General features: G+C 58.7%; 15 protein-coding genes. 3 read left to right on the top strand and 12 right to left on the bottom strand.

Features of this window, described 5'->3' with window-relative positions:
- Positions 1-84: 84 nt before the first annotated feature.
- From IC37_RS00845 to IC37_RS00815, 7 genes are all read right to left on the bottom strand, one after another.
- Complete coding sequence (locus IC37_RS00845) at positions 85-510, bottom strand: GNAT family N-acetyltransferase (protein ID WP_030130922.1); 426 nt, start codon at positions 508-510, stop codon at positions 85-87.
- Entirely contained in the window at positions 503-1,672 is a 1,170-nt protein-coding gene (locus IC37_RS00840) for a cupin domain-containing protein (protein ID WP_030130923.1), read from the bottom strand. The genes IC37_RS00845 and IC37_RS00840 overlap by 8 nt, the downstream gene beginning before the upstream one ends.
- An 86-nt stretch (positions 1,673-1,758) precedes the next feature.
- Positions 1,759-3,129 carry an adenylosuccinate lyase gene (gene purB, locus IC37_RS00835; protein WP_030130924.1) on the bottom strand — a complete coding sequence of 457 codons (1,371 nt, stop codon included), beginning with the start codon at positions 3,127-3,129 and terminating at the stop codon, positions 1,759-1,761.
- Positions 3,130-3,256: 127 nt separating this feature from the next.
- A complete protein-coding gene (gene hflD / locus IC37_RS00830; RefSeq protein ID WP_030130925.1) occupies positions 3,257-3,880 on the bottom strand; it encodes a high frequency lysogenization protein HflD in 624 nt (207 codons plus the stop codon).
- Positions 3,877-5,010, bottom strand: coding sequence for a tRNA 2-thiouridine(34) synthase MnmA (mnmA, locus tag IC37_RS00825; protein ID WP_030130926.1), 1,134 nt, complete (start codon positions 5,008-5,010; stop codon positions 3,877-3,879). Before mnmA ends, hflD begins: the two co-directional genes overlap by 4 nt.
- A 59-nt stretch (positions 5,011-5,069) precedes the next feature.
- Positions 5,070-5,516 carry an NUDIX hydrolase gene (locus tag IC37_RS00820; RefSeq protein WP_030130927.1) on the bottom strand — a complete coding sequence of 149 codons (447 nt, stop codon included), beginning with the start codon at positions 5,514-5,516 and terminating at the stop codon, positions 5,070-5,072.
- 152 nt (positions 5,517-5,668) lie between these two features.
- Positions 5,669-7,894 carry an NADP-dependent isocitrate dehydrogenase gene (locus tag IC37_RS00815; protein WP_030130928.1) on the bottom strand — a complete coding sequence of 742 codons (2,226 nt, stop codon included), beginning with the start codon at positions 7,892-7,894 and terminating at the stop codon, positions 5,669-5,671.
- Positions 7,895-8,387: 493 nt separating this feature from the next.
- Here IC37_RS00815 and icd point away from each other — a divergent pair, with 493 nt between their 5' ends.
- Positions 8,388-9,644, top strand: coding sequence for an NADP-dependent isocitrate dehydrogenase (gene icd, locus IC37_RS00805; RefSeq protein ID WP_007905029.1), 1,257 nt, complete (start codon positions 8,388-8,390; stop codon positions 9,642-9,644).
- 60 nt (positions 9,645-9,704) lie between these two features.
- Here the strand turns inward: icd and IC37_RS00800 are convergent, their stop codons facing one another.
- Entirely contained in the window at positions 9,705-9,986 is a 282-nt protein-coding gene (locus IC37_RS00800) for a cold shock domain-containing protein (protein ID WP_030130930.1), read from the bottom strand.
- A 224-nt stretch (positions 9,987-10,210) separates the two neighbouring features.
- Here IC37_RS00800 and clpS point away from each other — a divergent pair, with 224 nt between their 5' ends.
- The gene (clpS, locus tag IC37_RS00795; RefSeq protein WP_030130931.1) at positions 10,211-10,594 is read left to right on the top strand and encodes an ATP-dependent Clp protease adapter ClpS; all 384 of its coding nucleotides are present in this window, start codon (positions 10,211-10,213) and stop codon (positions 10,592-10,594) included.
- A 30-nt stretch (positions 10,595-10,624) separates the two neighbouring features.
- Complete coding sequence (gene clpA, locus IC37_RS00790; protein WP_030130932.1) at positions 10,625-12,895, top strand: ATP-dependent Clp protease ATP-binding subunit ClpA; 2,271 nt, start codon at positions 10,625-10,627, stop codon at positions 12,893-12,895.
- Between the two features lie 234 nt (positions 12,896-13,129).
- Here clpA and infA read toward each other — a convergent pair whose 3' ends face one another.
- The 4 genes from infA to trxB all read right to left on the bottom strand — a co-directional run bounded on the left by infA (position 13,130) and on the right by trxB (position 15,952).
- Positions 13,130-13,348 carry a translation initiation factor IF-1 gene (gene infA, locus IC37_RS00780; protein ID WP_002553999.1) on the bottom strand — a complete coding sequence of 73 codons (219 nt, stop codon included), beginning with the start codon at positions 13,346-13,348 and terminating at the stop codon, positions 13,130-13,132.
- Positions 13,349-13,448: 100 nt separating this feature from the next.
- Positions 13,449-14,156: an arginyltransferase gene (locus tag IC37_RS00775; RefSeq protein WP_030130933.1), complete on the bottom strand. Its 708-nt coding sequence runs from the start codon at positions 14,154-14,156 to the stop codon at positions 13,449-13,451.
- An 87-nt stretch (positions 14,157-14,243) separates the two neighbouring features.
- Complete coding sequence (gene aat / locus IC37_RS00770; protein ID WP_030130934.1) at positions 14,244-14,924, bottom strand: leucyl/phenylalanyl-tRNA--protein transferase; 681 nt, start codon at positions 14,922-14,924, stop codon at positions 14,244-14,246.
- Positions 14,925-14,992: 68 nt separating this feature from the next.
- Complete coding sequence (trxB, locus tag IC37_RS00765; protein WP_030130935.1) at positions 14,993-15,952, bottom strand: thioredoxin-disulfide reductase; 960 nt, start codon at positions 15,950-15,952, stop codon at positions 14,993-14,995.
- Between the last annotated feature and the right edge of the window lie 136 nt (positions 15,953-16,088).

Genomic DNA, 16,088 nt, shown 5'->3' with positions numbered 1-16,088 from the left:
TGGATTTGTGAGTTGCCGTAAATTGCAGCAACACCACCGATCCAATGTGGGAGCGGGCTTGCTCGCGAAGGGTGCGACTCGGTATTAAGCCGAATGACGCACCATGTCCACATGCGGAATCCCGGCTTCCAGGAATTCCTCACTGACCATGCTGAAGCCCAGGCGCTCATAGAACGCCGTGGCCTGCACTTGCGCGCTCAGCATCTGCTGCTTCAATCCGCGTTCCTCGGTTTCACCGATCACCGCTTGCATCAGCGCATCGCCGACTTTCAAGCCGCGCCAGTCCTTCAGTACCGATACCCGGCCAATATGCCCATCGGGCAGCAGGCGGGCGGTGCCAATCGGAAAGTCGCCTTCGAAGGCCAGAAAATGCACCGCCGTAGCGTCATCGGCATCCCATTCCAGTTCAGGCGGAACGGATTGCTCGGCGACAAACACCGTCTCACGAATGCGCCGGATCTCGGCGTTGTCCTTTTGCCAGTCTGCGACACGTACGTGAATTTTATTCATCGGCAAACCCCAGGCTGCCTTGCTTGACCAGCTCGCACAGCAGGCCGCGACCGTCTTCGTCGCTGAGCCAGTCGCCGAGATTGTCGACGTGCAGCGCATCGGCGGCGCAAATCATCTTCAGCAGCTCGCGCAACTTGCCCGGCAGATAACGGCTCTGACCGCTGGCGAACAGCAGCAGGTCGTCATCGACTTCCGACCAGGCCAGGCGCGCGCTCGGGTTGCGGATCAGCACCGCGCCTTGCTCGAGGCTCGCGAGCAGGTCGTCTTCTTCGATTTCTTCCGGGCCAGCCACCAGCTCCGGGTAGCGCGGCTCGGTCATGAACTGGCCGAACCAGGTCAGCAGCAGGCGCTCGTCGCTCATGTGCTCGGCCAGCAGGCTTTTCAGGCGATCGAGGGCGTCGTGCTGGATCTGATGAGGATCGACCGCCGGCAGGGCGTCGGCGTCGGTGTAACGCTCTTCGTCCGACAGGAACTGGCTGAGGAAATCGGTGAAGTGGGTCAGCACTTCAGCGGCGCTCGGTGCGCGGAAACCGACCGAGTACGTCAGGCAGTCATCGACGGCCACGCCGCAGTGGGCCAGGCGCGGCGGCAGGTAGAGCATGTCGCCCGGTTCCAGAACCCACTCATCGGTGGCTTCGAAATCAGCGAGGATGCGCAGGTCGGCGTGTTGCAGCAACGGGCTCTCGGAATCGCACATCTGGCCGATTTTCCAGTTGCGCTTGCCATGGCCCTGCAGCAGGAACACGTCGTAGTTGTCGAAGTGCGGACCTACGCTGCCACCCGGGGCGGCGAAGCTGATCATCACGTCGTCGACGCGCCAGCTTGGCAGGAAGCGGAAGTTTTCCAGCAGCTCAGCGACTTCCGGCACGAACTGGTCAACCGCTTGCACCAGCAGGGTCCAGTCACGTTCCGGCAGTTTGCTGAATTCGTCTTCGGCGAACGGGCCGCGACGCAATTCCCAAGGACGCTCGCCGTTTTCGATCACCAGGCGTGATTCGACTTCTTCTTCCAGCGCCAGGCCGGCCAGTTCGTCGGCGTCGATCGGGCTTTCGAAATCAGGGATTGCCTGACGGATCAGCAGGGGTTTTTTCTGCCAGTAGTCACGCAGGAATTCGCGCGCCGTGATGCCGCCCAGAAGTTGAAGAGGAATGTCAGGATTCATGTGTAACCTATTGAAAAAAAGTACTTTTCAGACGGGAATAAAAACGCCCGGCGCTGCCGGGCGTCTCAAACGGGTAAAGCGGTCGATCAGATGCGTTTGGCTTGCGCTACAGCGTTGCCGATGTAGTTGGCCGGGGTGAGCAGTTTCAGCTCGGCCTTGGCCGCGGCTGGCATGTCCAGGCCGTCGATGAAAGTTTGCAGCGCTTCAGGGCTGATGCCCTTGCCACGGGTCAACTCTTTCAATTTCTCGTACGGGTTTTCGATGTTGTAGCGACGCATGACGGTCTGGATCGGCTCGGCCAATACTTCCCAGCAGGCGTCCAGGTCAGCAGCGATTTTCTGAGCGTTGAGCTCCAGTTTGCTGATGCCTTTGAGGCTGGCTTCGTATGCGATCACGCTGTGGGCGAAGCCGACACCGAGGTTGCGCAGTACGGTGGAGTCGGTCAGGTCGCGCTGCCAGCGGGAGATCGGCAGCTTGCTCGCCAGGTGCTGGAACAGTGCGTTGGCGATGCCCAGGTTGCCTTCGGAGTTTTCGAAGTCGATCGGGTTGACCTTGTGCGGCATGGTCGATGAACCGATTTCGCCAGCGATGGTGCGCTGTTTGAAATAACCCAGGGAGATGTAGCCCCAGATGTCGCGGTCGAAGTCGATCAGGATGGTGTTGAAGCGCGCGATCGCGTCGAACAGCTCGGCGATGTAGTCGTGCGGTTCGATCTGCGTGGTGTACGGGTTGAAGCCCAGGCCCAGCTCGTCTTCGATGAAGGCGCGGGCGTTGGCTTCCCAGTCGATCTCAGGGTAGGCCGACAGGTGAGCGTTGTAGTTGCCGACAGCGCCGTTGATTTTGCCCAGCAGCGGCACGGCAGCGACTTGAGCGATCTGACGCTCCAGACGGTAAACCACGTTCGCCAGCTCTTTGCCCAGAGTGGTCGGCGATGCCGGTTGACCGTGGGTGCGCGACAGCATTGGCACGTCAGCGAAACGGATGGCCAGCTCGCGAATGGCGTCGCTAGTCTGGCGCATCAGCGGCAGCATCACATCATCACGGCCTTCGCGCAGCATCAGGGCGTGGGACAGGTTGTTGATGTCCTCGCTGGTGCAGGCAAAGTGGATGAATTCGCTGACGGCAGCCAGTTCTGGCAGCTTGGCCGCTTGCTCTTTGAGCAGGTATTCAATGGCTTTGACGTCGTGGTTGGTGGTGCGCTCGATCTCTTTGACACGCTCGGCGTGCTCCAGAGAGAAGTTTTCAGCCAGGGTGTTCAGCACCGCGTTGGCTTCGGCGGAGAACGCCGGCACTTCGCTGATGGCAGGATGAGCGGCCAGGCGCTGGAGCCAGCGCACTTCAACCAGAACGCGAGCACGGATCAGACCGTATTCGCTGAAAATCGGGCGCAGGGCCTGGGTTTTGCCGGCGTAGCGGCCGTCAACAGGGGAAACCGCAGTGAGCGAAGAGAGCTGCATGGGGTGTTCTCGGACAGTCGGGCAACGAAATGGGGCGCGTATCATACATGAAAAAATCCGCCGGTCCGTTGCCAACTGACCGGCGTATTACGCGTTACTGACTATAAAGCGGTATTGCGGGCGCGGTTCAGCTGCTGCGCATCAGCGGGTAAAGCTCTTTAAGCAATTTGCGCCGGCTGATCACCAACTGCCAGCGATGACCGCCCAACTGCCGCCACAGGCGTGCCGAACGGATCCCGGCCAGCAACAGCGCGCGAATCTTCGAGGCATTGCTCGGTTGCTGCAGGTTGCGCATGTCGCCATGCACCTGAATCCGCTGGCGCAGGGTGCTCAGGGTGTCCTGATACAGCGCACCGCAGGCGGCAATCACGTTTTCGTGAGCCGGGCCGAAGTGTTCGACCTGAGACTGAATCTGCGGCAGGCGCTTGCCGATCACCTCCAGCATGTCGTCGCGCTTGGCGAGTTGACGCTCCAGCCCCAGCATCGACAGGGCATAGCGCAACGGTTCGCGCTGAAGGGTGCTGGGGTCGCGCTCCAGCGCGCCGATCAAGGCGCGGTAACCGTCACGCAGGTTGATGTCGTCACCGCCATAGACTTCCAGCGTGTCCTTGGGGTCACGAATCAACAGGCTACCGAGCATGCAGGTCAGGCCGGCTTCGTTGGTCTGGCCGGTCTTGGCGATCTTGTCGACCAGCACGGCGGCGAGAAACACACCACCCAGGGCCGTCAGTTGCTCCTGAGTCGGGCTCATGAACGCTGACCCTTGCTGGTCCAGGGTTCGGCCACTTCGATCACGCCGCCGCCGAGGCAGATTTCACCGTCGTAGAACACCACGGATTGACCGGGGGTGACCGCGCGTTGCGGGTCATCGAAGGTAGCGCGATAGCCGGTGGCGGTCTTTTCCAGCGTGCATGGCTGGTCGCTCTGGCGGTAACGCACCTTGGCGGTCAGTTTGCGCGGCTCGGTCAAATCAATCGGGTTGACCCAGTAGATGTCCGAGGCGAGCAGGGCGCGGGAGAACAGCCACGGGTGATCATTGCCCTGGCCAACGATCAGCTCGTTGTGTTCCAGGTCCTTGATCAGCACGTACCACGGCTCTTCACCGGCATCTTTCAAACCGCCGATGCCCAGGCCCTGGCGTTGACCGATGGTGTGGTACATCAGGCCGTGGTGACGGCCGATGACTTCGCCTTCAGTGGTTTTGATCTCGCCTGGCTGGGCCGGCAGGTATTGCTTGAGGAAGTCGCTGAAGCGGCGTTCGCCGATAAAGCAGATTCCGGTGGAATCCTTTTTCTTCGCGGTGGCCAGGTCGTGCTTCTCGGCAATCGCGCGCACTTCGGGTTTTTCCAGTTCGCCGACCGGGAACAGGGTCTTGGCGATCTGTTCACCGCCGACGGCGTGCAGGAAGTAGCTCTGATCCTTGTTCGGATCCAGGCCCTTGAGCAATTCGGTGCGGCCATCGATGTCGCGGCGACGCACGTAGTGGCCGGTGGCGATCAGGTCGGCGCCGAGCATCATGGCGTAATCGAGGAACGCCTTGAACTTGATTTCGCGGTTGCACAGGATGTCCGGGTTCGGCGTGCGACCGGCCTTGTATTCGGCCAGGAAATGCTCGAACACGTTGTCCCAGTATTCGGCGGCGAAGTTGGCGGTGTGCAGCTTGATGCCAATCTTGTCGCACACGGCCTGAGCGTCCGCCAGGTCATCCATGGCGGTGCAGTATTCCGTTCCATCGTCTTCTTCCCAGTTCTTCATGAACAGGCCTTCCACCTCATAGCCCTGTTCGATCAGCAGGAGAGCGGAAACGGAAGAGTCCACGCCGCCGGACATGCCGACAATGACGCGCTTCTTTTGTGTGTCAGAAGGGGCTGGATCACGCATAGGGATTCAATGAGTGTCTTGAAAAAGGACGCGATTCTAGCAGGCTGGAGCCCGCAAGGCTAAAGAGAAGGGCGGATCAGCTCGAGGCTGAAGTGTTTACCGTCCAGATAATCATCGATACAGCGGATGATCAGCTCACTGCGCCAGTTTGCGCGCTGTTGCAGCAGTTCGTCACGCGTCAGCCATTTTGCGCCGACGATGCCGTCATCCAGCTGATAGTCCGGGTGGTGTTTGAGCGGTTTTGCGCTGAAGCAGACCCGCTGGTAGGTCACGCCGTTGCTCGGGGCAGTGTAGAGGTAAATGCCCACCACGCCTGTTGGCTCGACGTCCCAGCCGGTTTCCTCAAGGGTTTCACGCACGGCGGCGTCGATCAGGGTTTCGTCCGGGTCCAGATGGCCGGCCGGTTGGTTGAGCACCGTTTTTCCGTGCTTGAGTTCTTCGACCATCAGGAAGCGACCATTGTCTTCGACGATGGTGGCGACGGTGATGTGGGGTAGCCAATCCATGAGACTTCCTCAATTTTTATGGTGGAACACGGTCAATGTGGGAGCGGCGGTGCGGCGATCCCACATTGGTCCAGTGTTCACATTGGAAGTATGTGAGCGCCAGAAACAGAAACCCCGGCACTGGGCCGGGGCTTCTTTGCATCCTTACAACCTTAAACCAGCGCAGCGATCGCGGCGTTGAAGGTGTTGCTCGGGCGCATGGCCTTGCTGATCAGCTCGGCATTGGCGTGGTAGTAACCGCCGATGTCCACTGGCTTGCCCTGAACGGCGTTGAGCTCGGCAACGATGGTCGCTTCGTTCTCGGTCAGGGTTTTGGCCAGTTCGCCGAACTGCGCTTGCAGTGCAGCGTCTTCGGTCTGGGCGGCCAGGGCTTGAGCCCAGTACAGCGCCAGGTAGAAGTGGCTGCCGCGGTTGTCGATGTTGCCGACTTTACGCGATGGCGACTTGTTGTTGTCCAGGAACTGGCCAGTGGCCTGATCCAGGGTCTTGGCCAGCACCAGCGCTTTAGGGTTGTTGTAGGTAACACCCAAGTGCTCAAGGGAAGCAGCCAGGGCCAGGAACTCACCCAGGGAATCCCAGCGCAGGAAGTTCTCTTCCAGCAACTGCTGAACATGCTTCGGTGCCGAGCCGCCAGCGCCGGTTTCGAACAGACCGCCGCCGTTCATCAGCGGAACGATCGACAGCATCTTGGCGCTGGTGCCCAGTTCCATGATCGGGAACAGGTCGGTCAGATAGTCGCGCAATACGTTACCGGTCACCGAGATGGTGTCCTTGCCTTCGCGGGTGCGCTGCAGGGTGAACTTCATCGCGTCGACGGGCGACATGATCTGGATGTCCAGACCGGTCGTGTCGTGATCCTTCAGGTAAGCCTGAACTTTCTCGATCACTACGCCATCATGGGCGCGCATTGGGTCCAGCCAGAAAATGGCCGGAGTTGCGCTTGCGCGGGCACGGTTGACGGCCAGTTTGACCCAATCCTGGATCGGCGCGTCTTTGGTCTGGCACATGCGGAAGATGTCGCCGGCTTCAACCGACTGTTCCAGCAGAGTGCGACCAGCGCTGTCGGAAACCCGAACCACGCCGTTTGCCTTGATCTGGAAAGTCTTGTCGTGCGAGCCGTACTCTTCGGCTTTTTTCGCCATCAGGCCAACGTTTGGCACGCTGCCCATGGTCGTTGGATCGAAAGCGCCGTGCAGCTTGCAGTCTTCGATCACCGCCTGGTAGATGGTGGCGTAGCAGCGATCCGGGATCACTGCCTTGGTGTCGTGCAGCTGGCCGTCGGTGCCCCACATTTTGCCGGAGTCACGGATCATCGCCGGCATCGAGGCGTCGACAATAACGTCGCTCGGTACGTGCAGGTTGGTGATGCCTTTGTCGGAGTTGACCATGGCCAAGGACGGACGAACGGCGTAGACCGCCTGGATGTCCGCTTCGATCTGCGCTTGTTGCTCGGCAGGCAAAGCCTTGATGCGAGCGTACAGATCGCCGATGCCGTTGTTCAGGTTGAAGCCGATCTGTGCCAGCACGTCAGCGTGCTTGGCCAGTGCGTCTTTATAGAACTCGGCAACGATCTGGCCGAACATGATCGGGTCGGAGACCTTCATCATGGTGGCTTTCAGGTGAACCGACAGCAGCACGCCTTTGGCTTTGGCGTCTTCGATTTCGGCCGCGATGAAGCTGCGCAGCGCGTTTTTGCTCATGACTGCGCAATCGAGGATCTCACCGGCTTGCACGGTGGTTTTTTCTTTCAGGACGGTGGTGGTGCCGTCTTGAGCGATCAGTTCGATTTTGACGGCGTCAGCGGCGTCGATCAGGGCGGCTTTTTCGCTGCCGTAGAAATCGCCGGTGCTCATGTGAGCGATGTGGGACTTGGAGTCTTTGGCCCAGGCGCCCATTTTGTGCGGGTGCTTGCGCGCGTAGTTCTTGACCGACAGCGGTGCGCGACGATCAGAGTTGCCTTCGCGCAGAACCGGGTTCACGGCGCTGCCCTTGATCTTGTCGTAACGCGATTTGGCGAGCTTGTCGGCATCGCTGGTCACGGTTTCCGGGTAGTCCGGCAGTGCGAAGCCCTGGGCTTGCAGCTCTTTGATCGCGGCTTGCAGTTGCGGAACCGAAGCGCTGATGTTCGGAAGCTTGATGATGTTGGCTTCCGGCGTAACGGCCAGGTCGCCCAGTTCGGCGAGGTGGTCGGCTACGGCTTTGTCACCCAATTGCTCGGGGAAGCTGGCCAGAATGCGCCCTGCAAGAGAGATATCGCGGGTTTCAACGGCGATATCAGCCGAGGCGGTGAAAGCCTCTACGATAGGCAACAGTGAATAGGTGGCGAGGGCTGGGGCTTCGTCGGTGAAGGTATAGATGATCTTCGAGCGGGTGGGCATATTCGGATTAACTCTCTCTTCTTTGCTAAAGCGTGCGCAGAAACTCGAGGGGCGCCGGGTTAGCGCGTTCGTTCAAAGTCATCCATGAGCCGAATGTCGAGATTTCTTCGCGGTGATGTTGGGTGCATCAGTCGAGCGTCAAGCGGGTGGACTGCGATAACAATCCGGCTTATTCGGGCCCAACGTCTTGTGATAGAGCGGTCGGCCGTCGTGACTCTTTGGTCAGCGGCGGCATTATACATAGGTAGCTGGCAATCTGCCGATGGTTCATAGGCAACGTTTTTCGTCCATTGGTCTAAAGGTCGCAGGCGGACGTGGGGCGTAGAGTCGTTCGCCGTGCTTGAGTTTGGCGCTTTTCCCTTTGCTTTCAGGCTTGTACGTCGCGAACTGTGCAGCTTTGCGGCAGATGGGCGGAACATAGGGTTTGCGCGCCGATTTAACTGGGGTACGCTCGAACGCAGCCAGATGTTCAATCCAAACAATGGAGTTCAGCATGGGATACAAGAAGATTCAGGTTCCAGCCGTCGGCGACAAAATCACCGTCAACGCGGACCATTCTCTCAATGTTCCTAATAACCCGATCATCCCCTTCATCGAAGGCGATGGTATTGGCGTTGATATCAGCCCGGTCATGATCAAGGTTGTCGATGCTGCTGTTAAGAAGGCTTACGGCGGCGAGCGCAAAATTTCCTGGATGGAAGTCTACGCCGGGGAGAAAGCGACTCAGGTTTACGATCAGGACACCTGGCTGCCTCAGGAAACCCTGGACGCGGTCAAGGATTACGTGGTTTCCATCAAGGGCCCTCTGACCACGCCGGTCGGCGGCGGCATCCGTTCGCTGAACGTGGCCCTGCGTCAGCAACTCGACCTGTATGTGTGCCTGCGCCCGGTGCGCTGGTTCGAAGGCGTACCTAGCCCGGTCAAGAAGCCAGGCGATGTCGACATGACCATCTTCCGCGAAAACTCGGAAGACATTTATGCCGGTATCGAATGGAAGGCCGGTTCGCCGGAAGCGACCAAGGTCATCAAGTTCCTTAAAGAAGAAATGGGCGTCACCAAGATCCGTTTCGACGAAAACTGCGGTATCGGCGTCAAGCCGGTTTCCCTGGAAGGCACCAAGCGTCTGGCGCGCAAGGCTCTGCAGTATGTGGTCGACAATGACCGCGACTCGCTGACCATCGTGCACAAAGGCAACATCATGAAGTTCACCGAAGGTGCCTTCAAGGAATGGGCCTACGAAGTGGCCGCTGAAGAGTTCGGCGCGACCCTGCTCGACGGCGGTCCGTGGATGCAGTTCAAGAACCCGAAAACCGGCAAGAACGTCATCGTCAAAGACGCCATCGCCGACGCCATGCTCCAGCAGATCCTGCTGCGCCCGGCCGAGTACGATGTGATCGCGACTCTGAACCTGAACGGCGACTACCTCTCCGACGCCCTGGCGGCGGAAGTGGGCGGTATCGGTATCGCGCCGGGCGCCAACCTGTCCGACACCGTGGCCATGTTCGAAGCGACCCACGGTACTGCGCCGAAATACGCCGGCAAGGACCAGGTCAACCCGGGTTCGTTGATCCTCTCTGCTGAAATGATGCTGCGTCACATGGGCTGGACCGAAGCGGCCGACTTGATCATCAAAGGCACCAACGGCGCGATCTCCGCGAAAACCGTGACCTATGACTTCGAACGTCTGATGGAGGGCGCGAAACTGCTGTCGTCTTCCGCGTTTGGTGATGCGTTGATCTCGCACATGTAAGCCAGCTGACAAAAAAAACCGCCTTCGGGCGGTTTTTTTATGACTGGATGACAGGCTGTGTCAGCCAGGCACTGTTTCTTGCCGGGTGGCAGGGGCGCTCTGTTCGTTCGGGGAGATGGCAGACGCGATCTTTACTGCATGCAGCCCTTTGGGGCCCTGGATGATCTCAAAGCTAACAATTTGCCCGGCCTTGAGGGTTTTGTATCCGTCCATCTCAATGGCCGAATAGTGGGCAAAGAAGTCGATTTCCTTGCCATCCTCGTCACGACCTTCTCTGGCGTCGGTGTTAATGAAACCGAACCCCTTGGCATTGTTGAACCATTTCACCTTACCGACAGCCATACCCATATCCCTCTGCAACAGACTCCATCACTGGAGTATCATCCTGTTAATCCGCAGTCTAATCTTGCAAATAGATTGACTCAGCGGACCTTTTTTACCCACTGTGGGCTCTATTGTTTGTAACACCGATTTTCCGATAGTCAAGGTGACCGGGCAGTCGGAGTTGAAAACGTTCATAACCGCCCCCACCACTGTATTTGCACAACTGACGAACCTTTCTTTCCATGCATGCAATCAGCCAGATTCGACTAACATTCAATCAGGATCGCCCGACTCTCCAAAAAGATCACCCGGAGGTACACGACGACGATTCCGCAGGCATTGCTGTTCAGGAGGCTAAGCCTGCTTTACAGGCGCCGCCTATGTACAAGGTGGTTTTGTTTAATGATGACTACACACCGATGGATTTCGTCGTCGAAGTGCTCGAGGTGTTTTTTAACCTGAATCGCGAGCTGGCGACCAAGGTCATGCTGGCCGTCCACACAGAAGGGCGGGCAGTATGTGGAGTGTTTACCCGCGACATCGCGGAGACCAAGGCCATGCAGGTCAACCAGTACGCCAGGGAAAGCCAGCATCCGCTACTCTGTGAAATCGAGAAGGACGGTTAATCGCCGACCACTTGGGTATGAGGTGAAGCTATGTTAAACCGCGAGCTCGAAGTCACCCTCAATCTTGCCTTCAAGGAGGCTCGCTCGAAGCGTCATGAATTCATGACCGTCGAGCACCTGCTGCTGGCCCTATTGGATAATGAGGCTGCCGCCACCGTTTTGCGTGCCTGCGGCGCAAACCTCGACAAACTCAAGCATGATCTGCAGGAGTTCATCGACTCCACCACGCCATTGATCCCTCTTCATGACGAGGATCGTGAAACCCAGCCAACCCTGGGCTTCCAGCGTGTATTGCAGCGTGCTGTCTTTCATGTACAGAGCTCGGGCAAACGCGAAGTGACTGGTGCTAACGTGCTGGTCGCAATCTTCAGTGAGCAAGAGAGTCAGGCAGTGTTTCTGCTGAAACAGCAGAGCGTTGCGCGCATCGATGTCGTCAACTACATCGCCCATGGTATTTCCAAAGTGCCGGGGCATGGCGATCACTCTGAAGGTGAACAAGATATGCAGGACGACGAGGGCGGTGAGTCTTCTTCTTCAGGCAATCCTCTGGATGCTTATGCCAGCAACCTCAACGAACTCGCGCGCCAGGGGCGTATCGATCCGTTGGTAGGCCGTGAGCTGGAGGTCGAGCGCGTCGCGCAGATCCTCGCGCGTCGTCGCAAAAACAATCCGTTGCTGGTGGGCGAGGCGGGCGTGGGTAAAACCGCGATTGCCGAAGGCCTGGCCAAACGGATTGTCGACAACCAGGTTCCGGACCTGCTGGCCAACAGTGTGGTGTATTCCCTCGATCTGGGGGCTTTGCTGGCCGGGACCAAATACCGCGGCGATTTCGAGAAGCGCTTCAAGGCGCTGCTCAATGAGCTGAAAAAACGTCCACAGGCGATCCTGTTCATCGACGAGATCCACACCATCATTGGTGCGGGCGCTGCGTCCGGTGGCGTCATGGATGCCTCGAACCTGCTCAAGCCATTGCTGTCTTCGGGCGATATTCGCTGCATCGGTTCGACCACGTTCCAGGAATTCCGTGGGATCTTCGAGAAGGACCGTGCTCTGGCTCGGCGCTTCCAGAAGGTCGATGTGTCGGAACCTTCGGTGGAAGACACCATTGGCATCCTGCGTGGCCTGAAAGGGCGTTTCGAAGCGCACCACAACATCGAATACAGCGATGAAGCCCTGCGCGCCGCTGCTGAACTGGCCTCGCGTTATATCAACGACCGGCACATGCCGGACAAGGCGATTGACGTCATCGACGAGGCGGGCGCCTATCAGCGTCTGCAGCCGATCGAGAAGCGCGTGAAACGCATCGAAGTGCCTCAGGTCGAGGACATCGTCGCGAAAATCGCGCGAATTCCGCCTAAGCACGTCACCAGTTCCGACAAGGAGCTGCTGCGTAACCTTGAGCGTGACCTGAAGCTCACGGTATTTGGCCAGGATGCGGCGATCGACTCGTTGTCGACTGCGATCAAACTGTCCCGTGCCGGCCTCAAGTCACCCGACAAGCCCGTCGGTTCGTTCCTGTTCGCAGGGCCGACCGGTGTTGGTAAAACCGAGGCCGCGCGGCAACTGGCCAAGGCGTTGGGTGTCGAGCTGGTTCGCTTCGACATGTCCGAGTACATGGAGCGCCATACCGTATCGCGACTGATCGGTGCACCTCCAGGCTATGTCGGGTTCGATCAGGGCGGTCTGCTGACCGAAGCCATCACCAAGCAGCCTCATTGCGTGCTGCTGCTCGATGAAATCGAGAAGGCGCATCCGGAAGTCTTCAACCTGCTGTTGCAGGTCATGGATCACGGTACGCTGACCGATAACAACGGGCGCAAGGCGGACTTCCGTAACGTGATCGTCATCATGACGACCAACGCCGGTGCCGAGACTGCGGCGCGTGCTTCGATCGGTTTCACTTATCAGGACCACTCGTCCGATGCGATGGAAGTGATCAAGAAGAGCTTCACGCCGGAATTCCGTAACCGTCTGGACACCATTATCCAGTTTGGTCGCCTCAGTCATGAGGTCATCAAAAGCGTGGTGGACAAGTTCCTTACCGAACTTCAGGCGCAGCTGGAGGACAAGCGTGTCTTGCTGGAAGTCACCGACGCTGCTCGCAGCTGGCTGGCGGCCGGTGGTTACGACACGGCAATGGGGGCTCGACCAATGGCGCGTTTGATTCAGGACAAGATCAAGCGTCCGCTGGCGGAGGAGATTCTCTTTGGCGAACTGGCCGAACATGGCGGTGTGGTACACATCGACATCAAGGACGGCGAGCTGACCTTCGAGTTCGAGACCACGGCTGAAATGGCCTGACGTTAACGCGATAAAGCAAAAGGCGCCGAAAGGCGCCTTTTTGCTGTCTTGAAGAACACACCAAACCCCTGTGGGAGCGGGCTTGCTCGCGAAAGCGGTGGGTCAGCTTGCATCAATGTTGAATGTGAAACTGCATTCGCGAGCAAGCCCGCTCCCACATCGGATTTAGGGTGGTCATCAAATTCCAGGCAAACAAAAACGCCCGGCATAGCCGGGCGTTTTGTATTGACTTGATTAGCGGGCGCGGTAGGTGATGCGCCCTTTGCTCAAGTCATAGGGCGTCAGCTCGACGCGCACTTTGTCGCCGGTAAGAATACGGATGTAGTTCTTGCGCATCTTGCCGGAAATATGCGCGGTTACGACGTGCCCATTTTCCAACTCCACACGAAACATGGTGTTGGGCAGGGTGTCGACGACAGTGCCTTCCATTTCGAAGCTGTCTTCTTTCGACATGCAGTAAAGCCCTCGGTGTCCAATGAATGGCCCGGTGCAACTGCGCCAGGCAAAAGCGGCGTGCATTGTGCCCGAAAAATGGGGTTTAAGCCAAGGGGTTCTAGCTCAGGATGACCCAACGCTGATTAATCAGCAGTTCGATAGGGCGATATTGGGTCTTGTAGCTCATTTTTTTGCAGTTTTTGATCCAGTAGCCGAGATAGACGGCTTCCAGTCCCAGGCGTCGGGCTTCGCCGATTTGCCACAGGATCGCGTAACGCCCCAGGCTGCGCCGCTCTTCGGCGGGCTCGTAGAAGGTGTAGACCGCGGATAGACCGTTGGGCAGCAAGTCAGTGACGGCCACTGCCAGCAGTCTGCCTTCGAGACGAAATTCGTAGAAGCGGGAGAACGGCAGATCACGCACCAGGAAGGTCGAAAACTGGTCGCGGCTCGGCGGATACATATCGCCATCGGCGTGGCGTTGTTCGATGTAGCGCTGATAGAGGTCGAAATACTCTTCGGTGAACTTTGGTCTGGCCGGGCGCACTTGCAGGTCGGCATTGCGTTTGACAATGCGTTTTTGTTGACGGTTGGGCGTAAATTGCGCCACAGGAATGCGCGCCGGTACGCACGCATTGCAATGCTGGCAATGGGGCCGGTAGAGGTGATCGCCACTACGACGAAAGCCCATTTCCGACAGATCTGCGTAGACGTGCACATCCATGGGCTGACTAGGGTCGAGGAACAGCGTCGTGGCCTGCTCCTCGGGCAGATAGCTGCAAGAGTGGGGCTGAGTGGCATAGAACTTCAAACGCGCCAACTCGGTCATGATCAACCCTCGGGATAAGCTTTTGATTAGGGGGCGCTCTCAATTCGTTTCCCCGCATTAAGTGTAAGCCACGCGCGCAAAAGTCGCTCAGCAAACCCAGGTGGCACGGCCGGGTTGATCCAGGTGCCGCGCGAGGTAGCCGGCAAATTCGCGGCGGGGAATCGCTCGGGCACCGAGGCTGTGTAGGTGATCGGTAGGCATCTGGCAGTCGATCAGTACAAAGCCTGAGTCTTTCAGATGTCGCACCAGTGTGGCAAAGCCATATTTGGAGGCGTTGTCGGCGCGGCTGAACATCGACTCGCCGAAAAACAGCTGCCCCATGGCCAGGCCGTAGAGCCCGCCGACCAGCACGCCATTGTCCCAGACTTCCACCGAATGGGCGTAACCGCGCTTGTGCAGTTCGACATAGGCGTCCTGCATCGATTGGGTGATCCAGGTGCCGTCTGTGTATTCGCGCGGTGCGGCGCAGGCGCGGATCACTGCGGCAAAATCCCGATCGAAGGTTACTTGATAGCGTTGTTGGCGCAGGAGTTTGTTCAAGCTGCGGGAGACGTGCAGTTCGTCGGGAAACAGTACTGTGCGCGGATCCGGCGACCACCAGAGAATTGGCTGGCCCTCCGAGAACCACGGAAAGCAGCCGTGACGATAGGCTTGAATCAGACGATCGGCGGACAAGTCGCCGCCCGCGGCCAGCAACCCGTTGGGGTCGCGCATGGCTTTTTCCAGCGGCGGGAAGGTCAGGGTGTTGCGTTGTAACCAAGTCAGCATGGCATCCGGGCTTGCAGAAGGGGAGGGCGGTAGCGGGCCGTTGAGCCCGCCTTGAAGGAGGTTAACCGTCAAGCGGTGGGGATGTCATCGAGATACTTCTCGGCGTCCAGCGCGGCCATGCAGCCGGCCCCGGCGGATGTCACCGCCTGGCGGTAAATATGATCGGCCACATCACCGGCGGCGAACACGCCTTCGATGTCGGTGGCGGTGGCGTCACCTTCGCTGCCGCCTTTGACCAGCAGGTAGCCGTCACGCATTTTCAGCTGGCCCTGGAACAGGTCGGTGTTGGGCTTGTGGCCGATGGCGATGAATACGCCGGCCAACGGCAACTCATTGGTTTCGCCCGTATGGCTGTGCCGTAGACGGGCACCGGTCACGCCGCTGGCGTCGCCCAGTACTTCGTCCAGGTTCTGGTTCCAGTGCAGGTGGATATTGCCGTTGGCGGCTTTTTCGAAGAGCTTGTCCTGGAGGATCTTCTCCGAGCGCAGTTTGTCGCGGCGGTGAATCAGGTGAACTTCCTTGGCGATGTTCGACAGATACAGCGCTTCCTCCACGGCCGTGTTACCTCCGCCGACCACCGCGACCACTTGGTTACGGTAGAAGAAGCCATCGCAGGTGGCGCAGGCCGAAACCCCTTTGCCGGCGAAGGCTTCTTCCGATGGCAGCCCCAGGTATTGCGCGGAAGCGCCGGTGGCGATAATCAGCGCATCGCAGGTGTAGGTGCCGCTGTCGCCGATGAGCTCGAACGGGCGCTGTTGCAACTTGGCGGTATGGATGTGGTCGTAAACGATCTCGGTGTCGAAGCGTTCGGCGTGTTTCTGCATGCGTTCCATCAGTACCGGGCCGGTCAGGCCTTCGACGTCGCCGGGCCAGTTGTCGACTTCGACGGTGGTGGTCAGCTGGCCACCTGCCTGTATGCCGGTGATGACAACGGGTTTGAGGTTGGCGCGAGCGGCATAAACGGCTGCGCTGTAACCGGCAGGGCCGGAACCCAGAATGATCAGGCGGGAATGCTTCGCTTCACTCATAAAAACACCTCATAAGCCTTTGTCACAAAAGAGAATGCATGCTCAAATTGGACCGCGCGTACTGTGCTGTTGGCTATGCTGTACCCAAGGCAGCAAGCATGGCATCGGGCGAACAAACCCGTACAATGCCTACTTG

The organism is Pseudomonas sp. QTF5, from assembly GCF_000512695.2.
Classification (GTDB): Bacteria; Pseudomonadota; Gammaproteobacteria; order Pseudomonadales; family Pseudomonadaceae; genus Aquipseudomonas.
The sequence above is the reverse complement of the archived record's forward strand: the minus strand, read 5'-3'. Positions and strand labels throughout refer to the sequence as shown.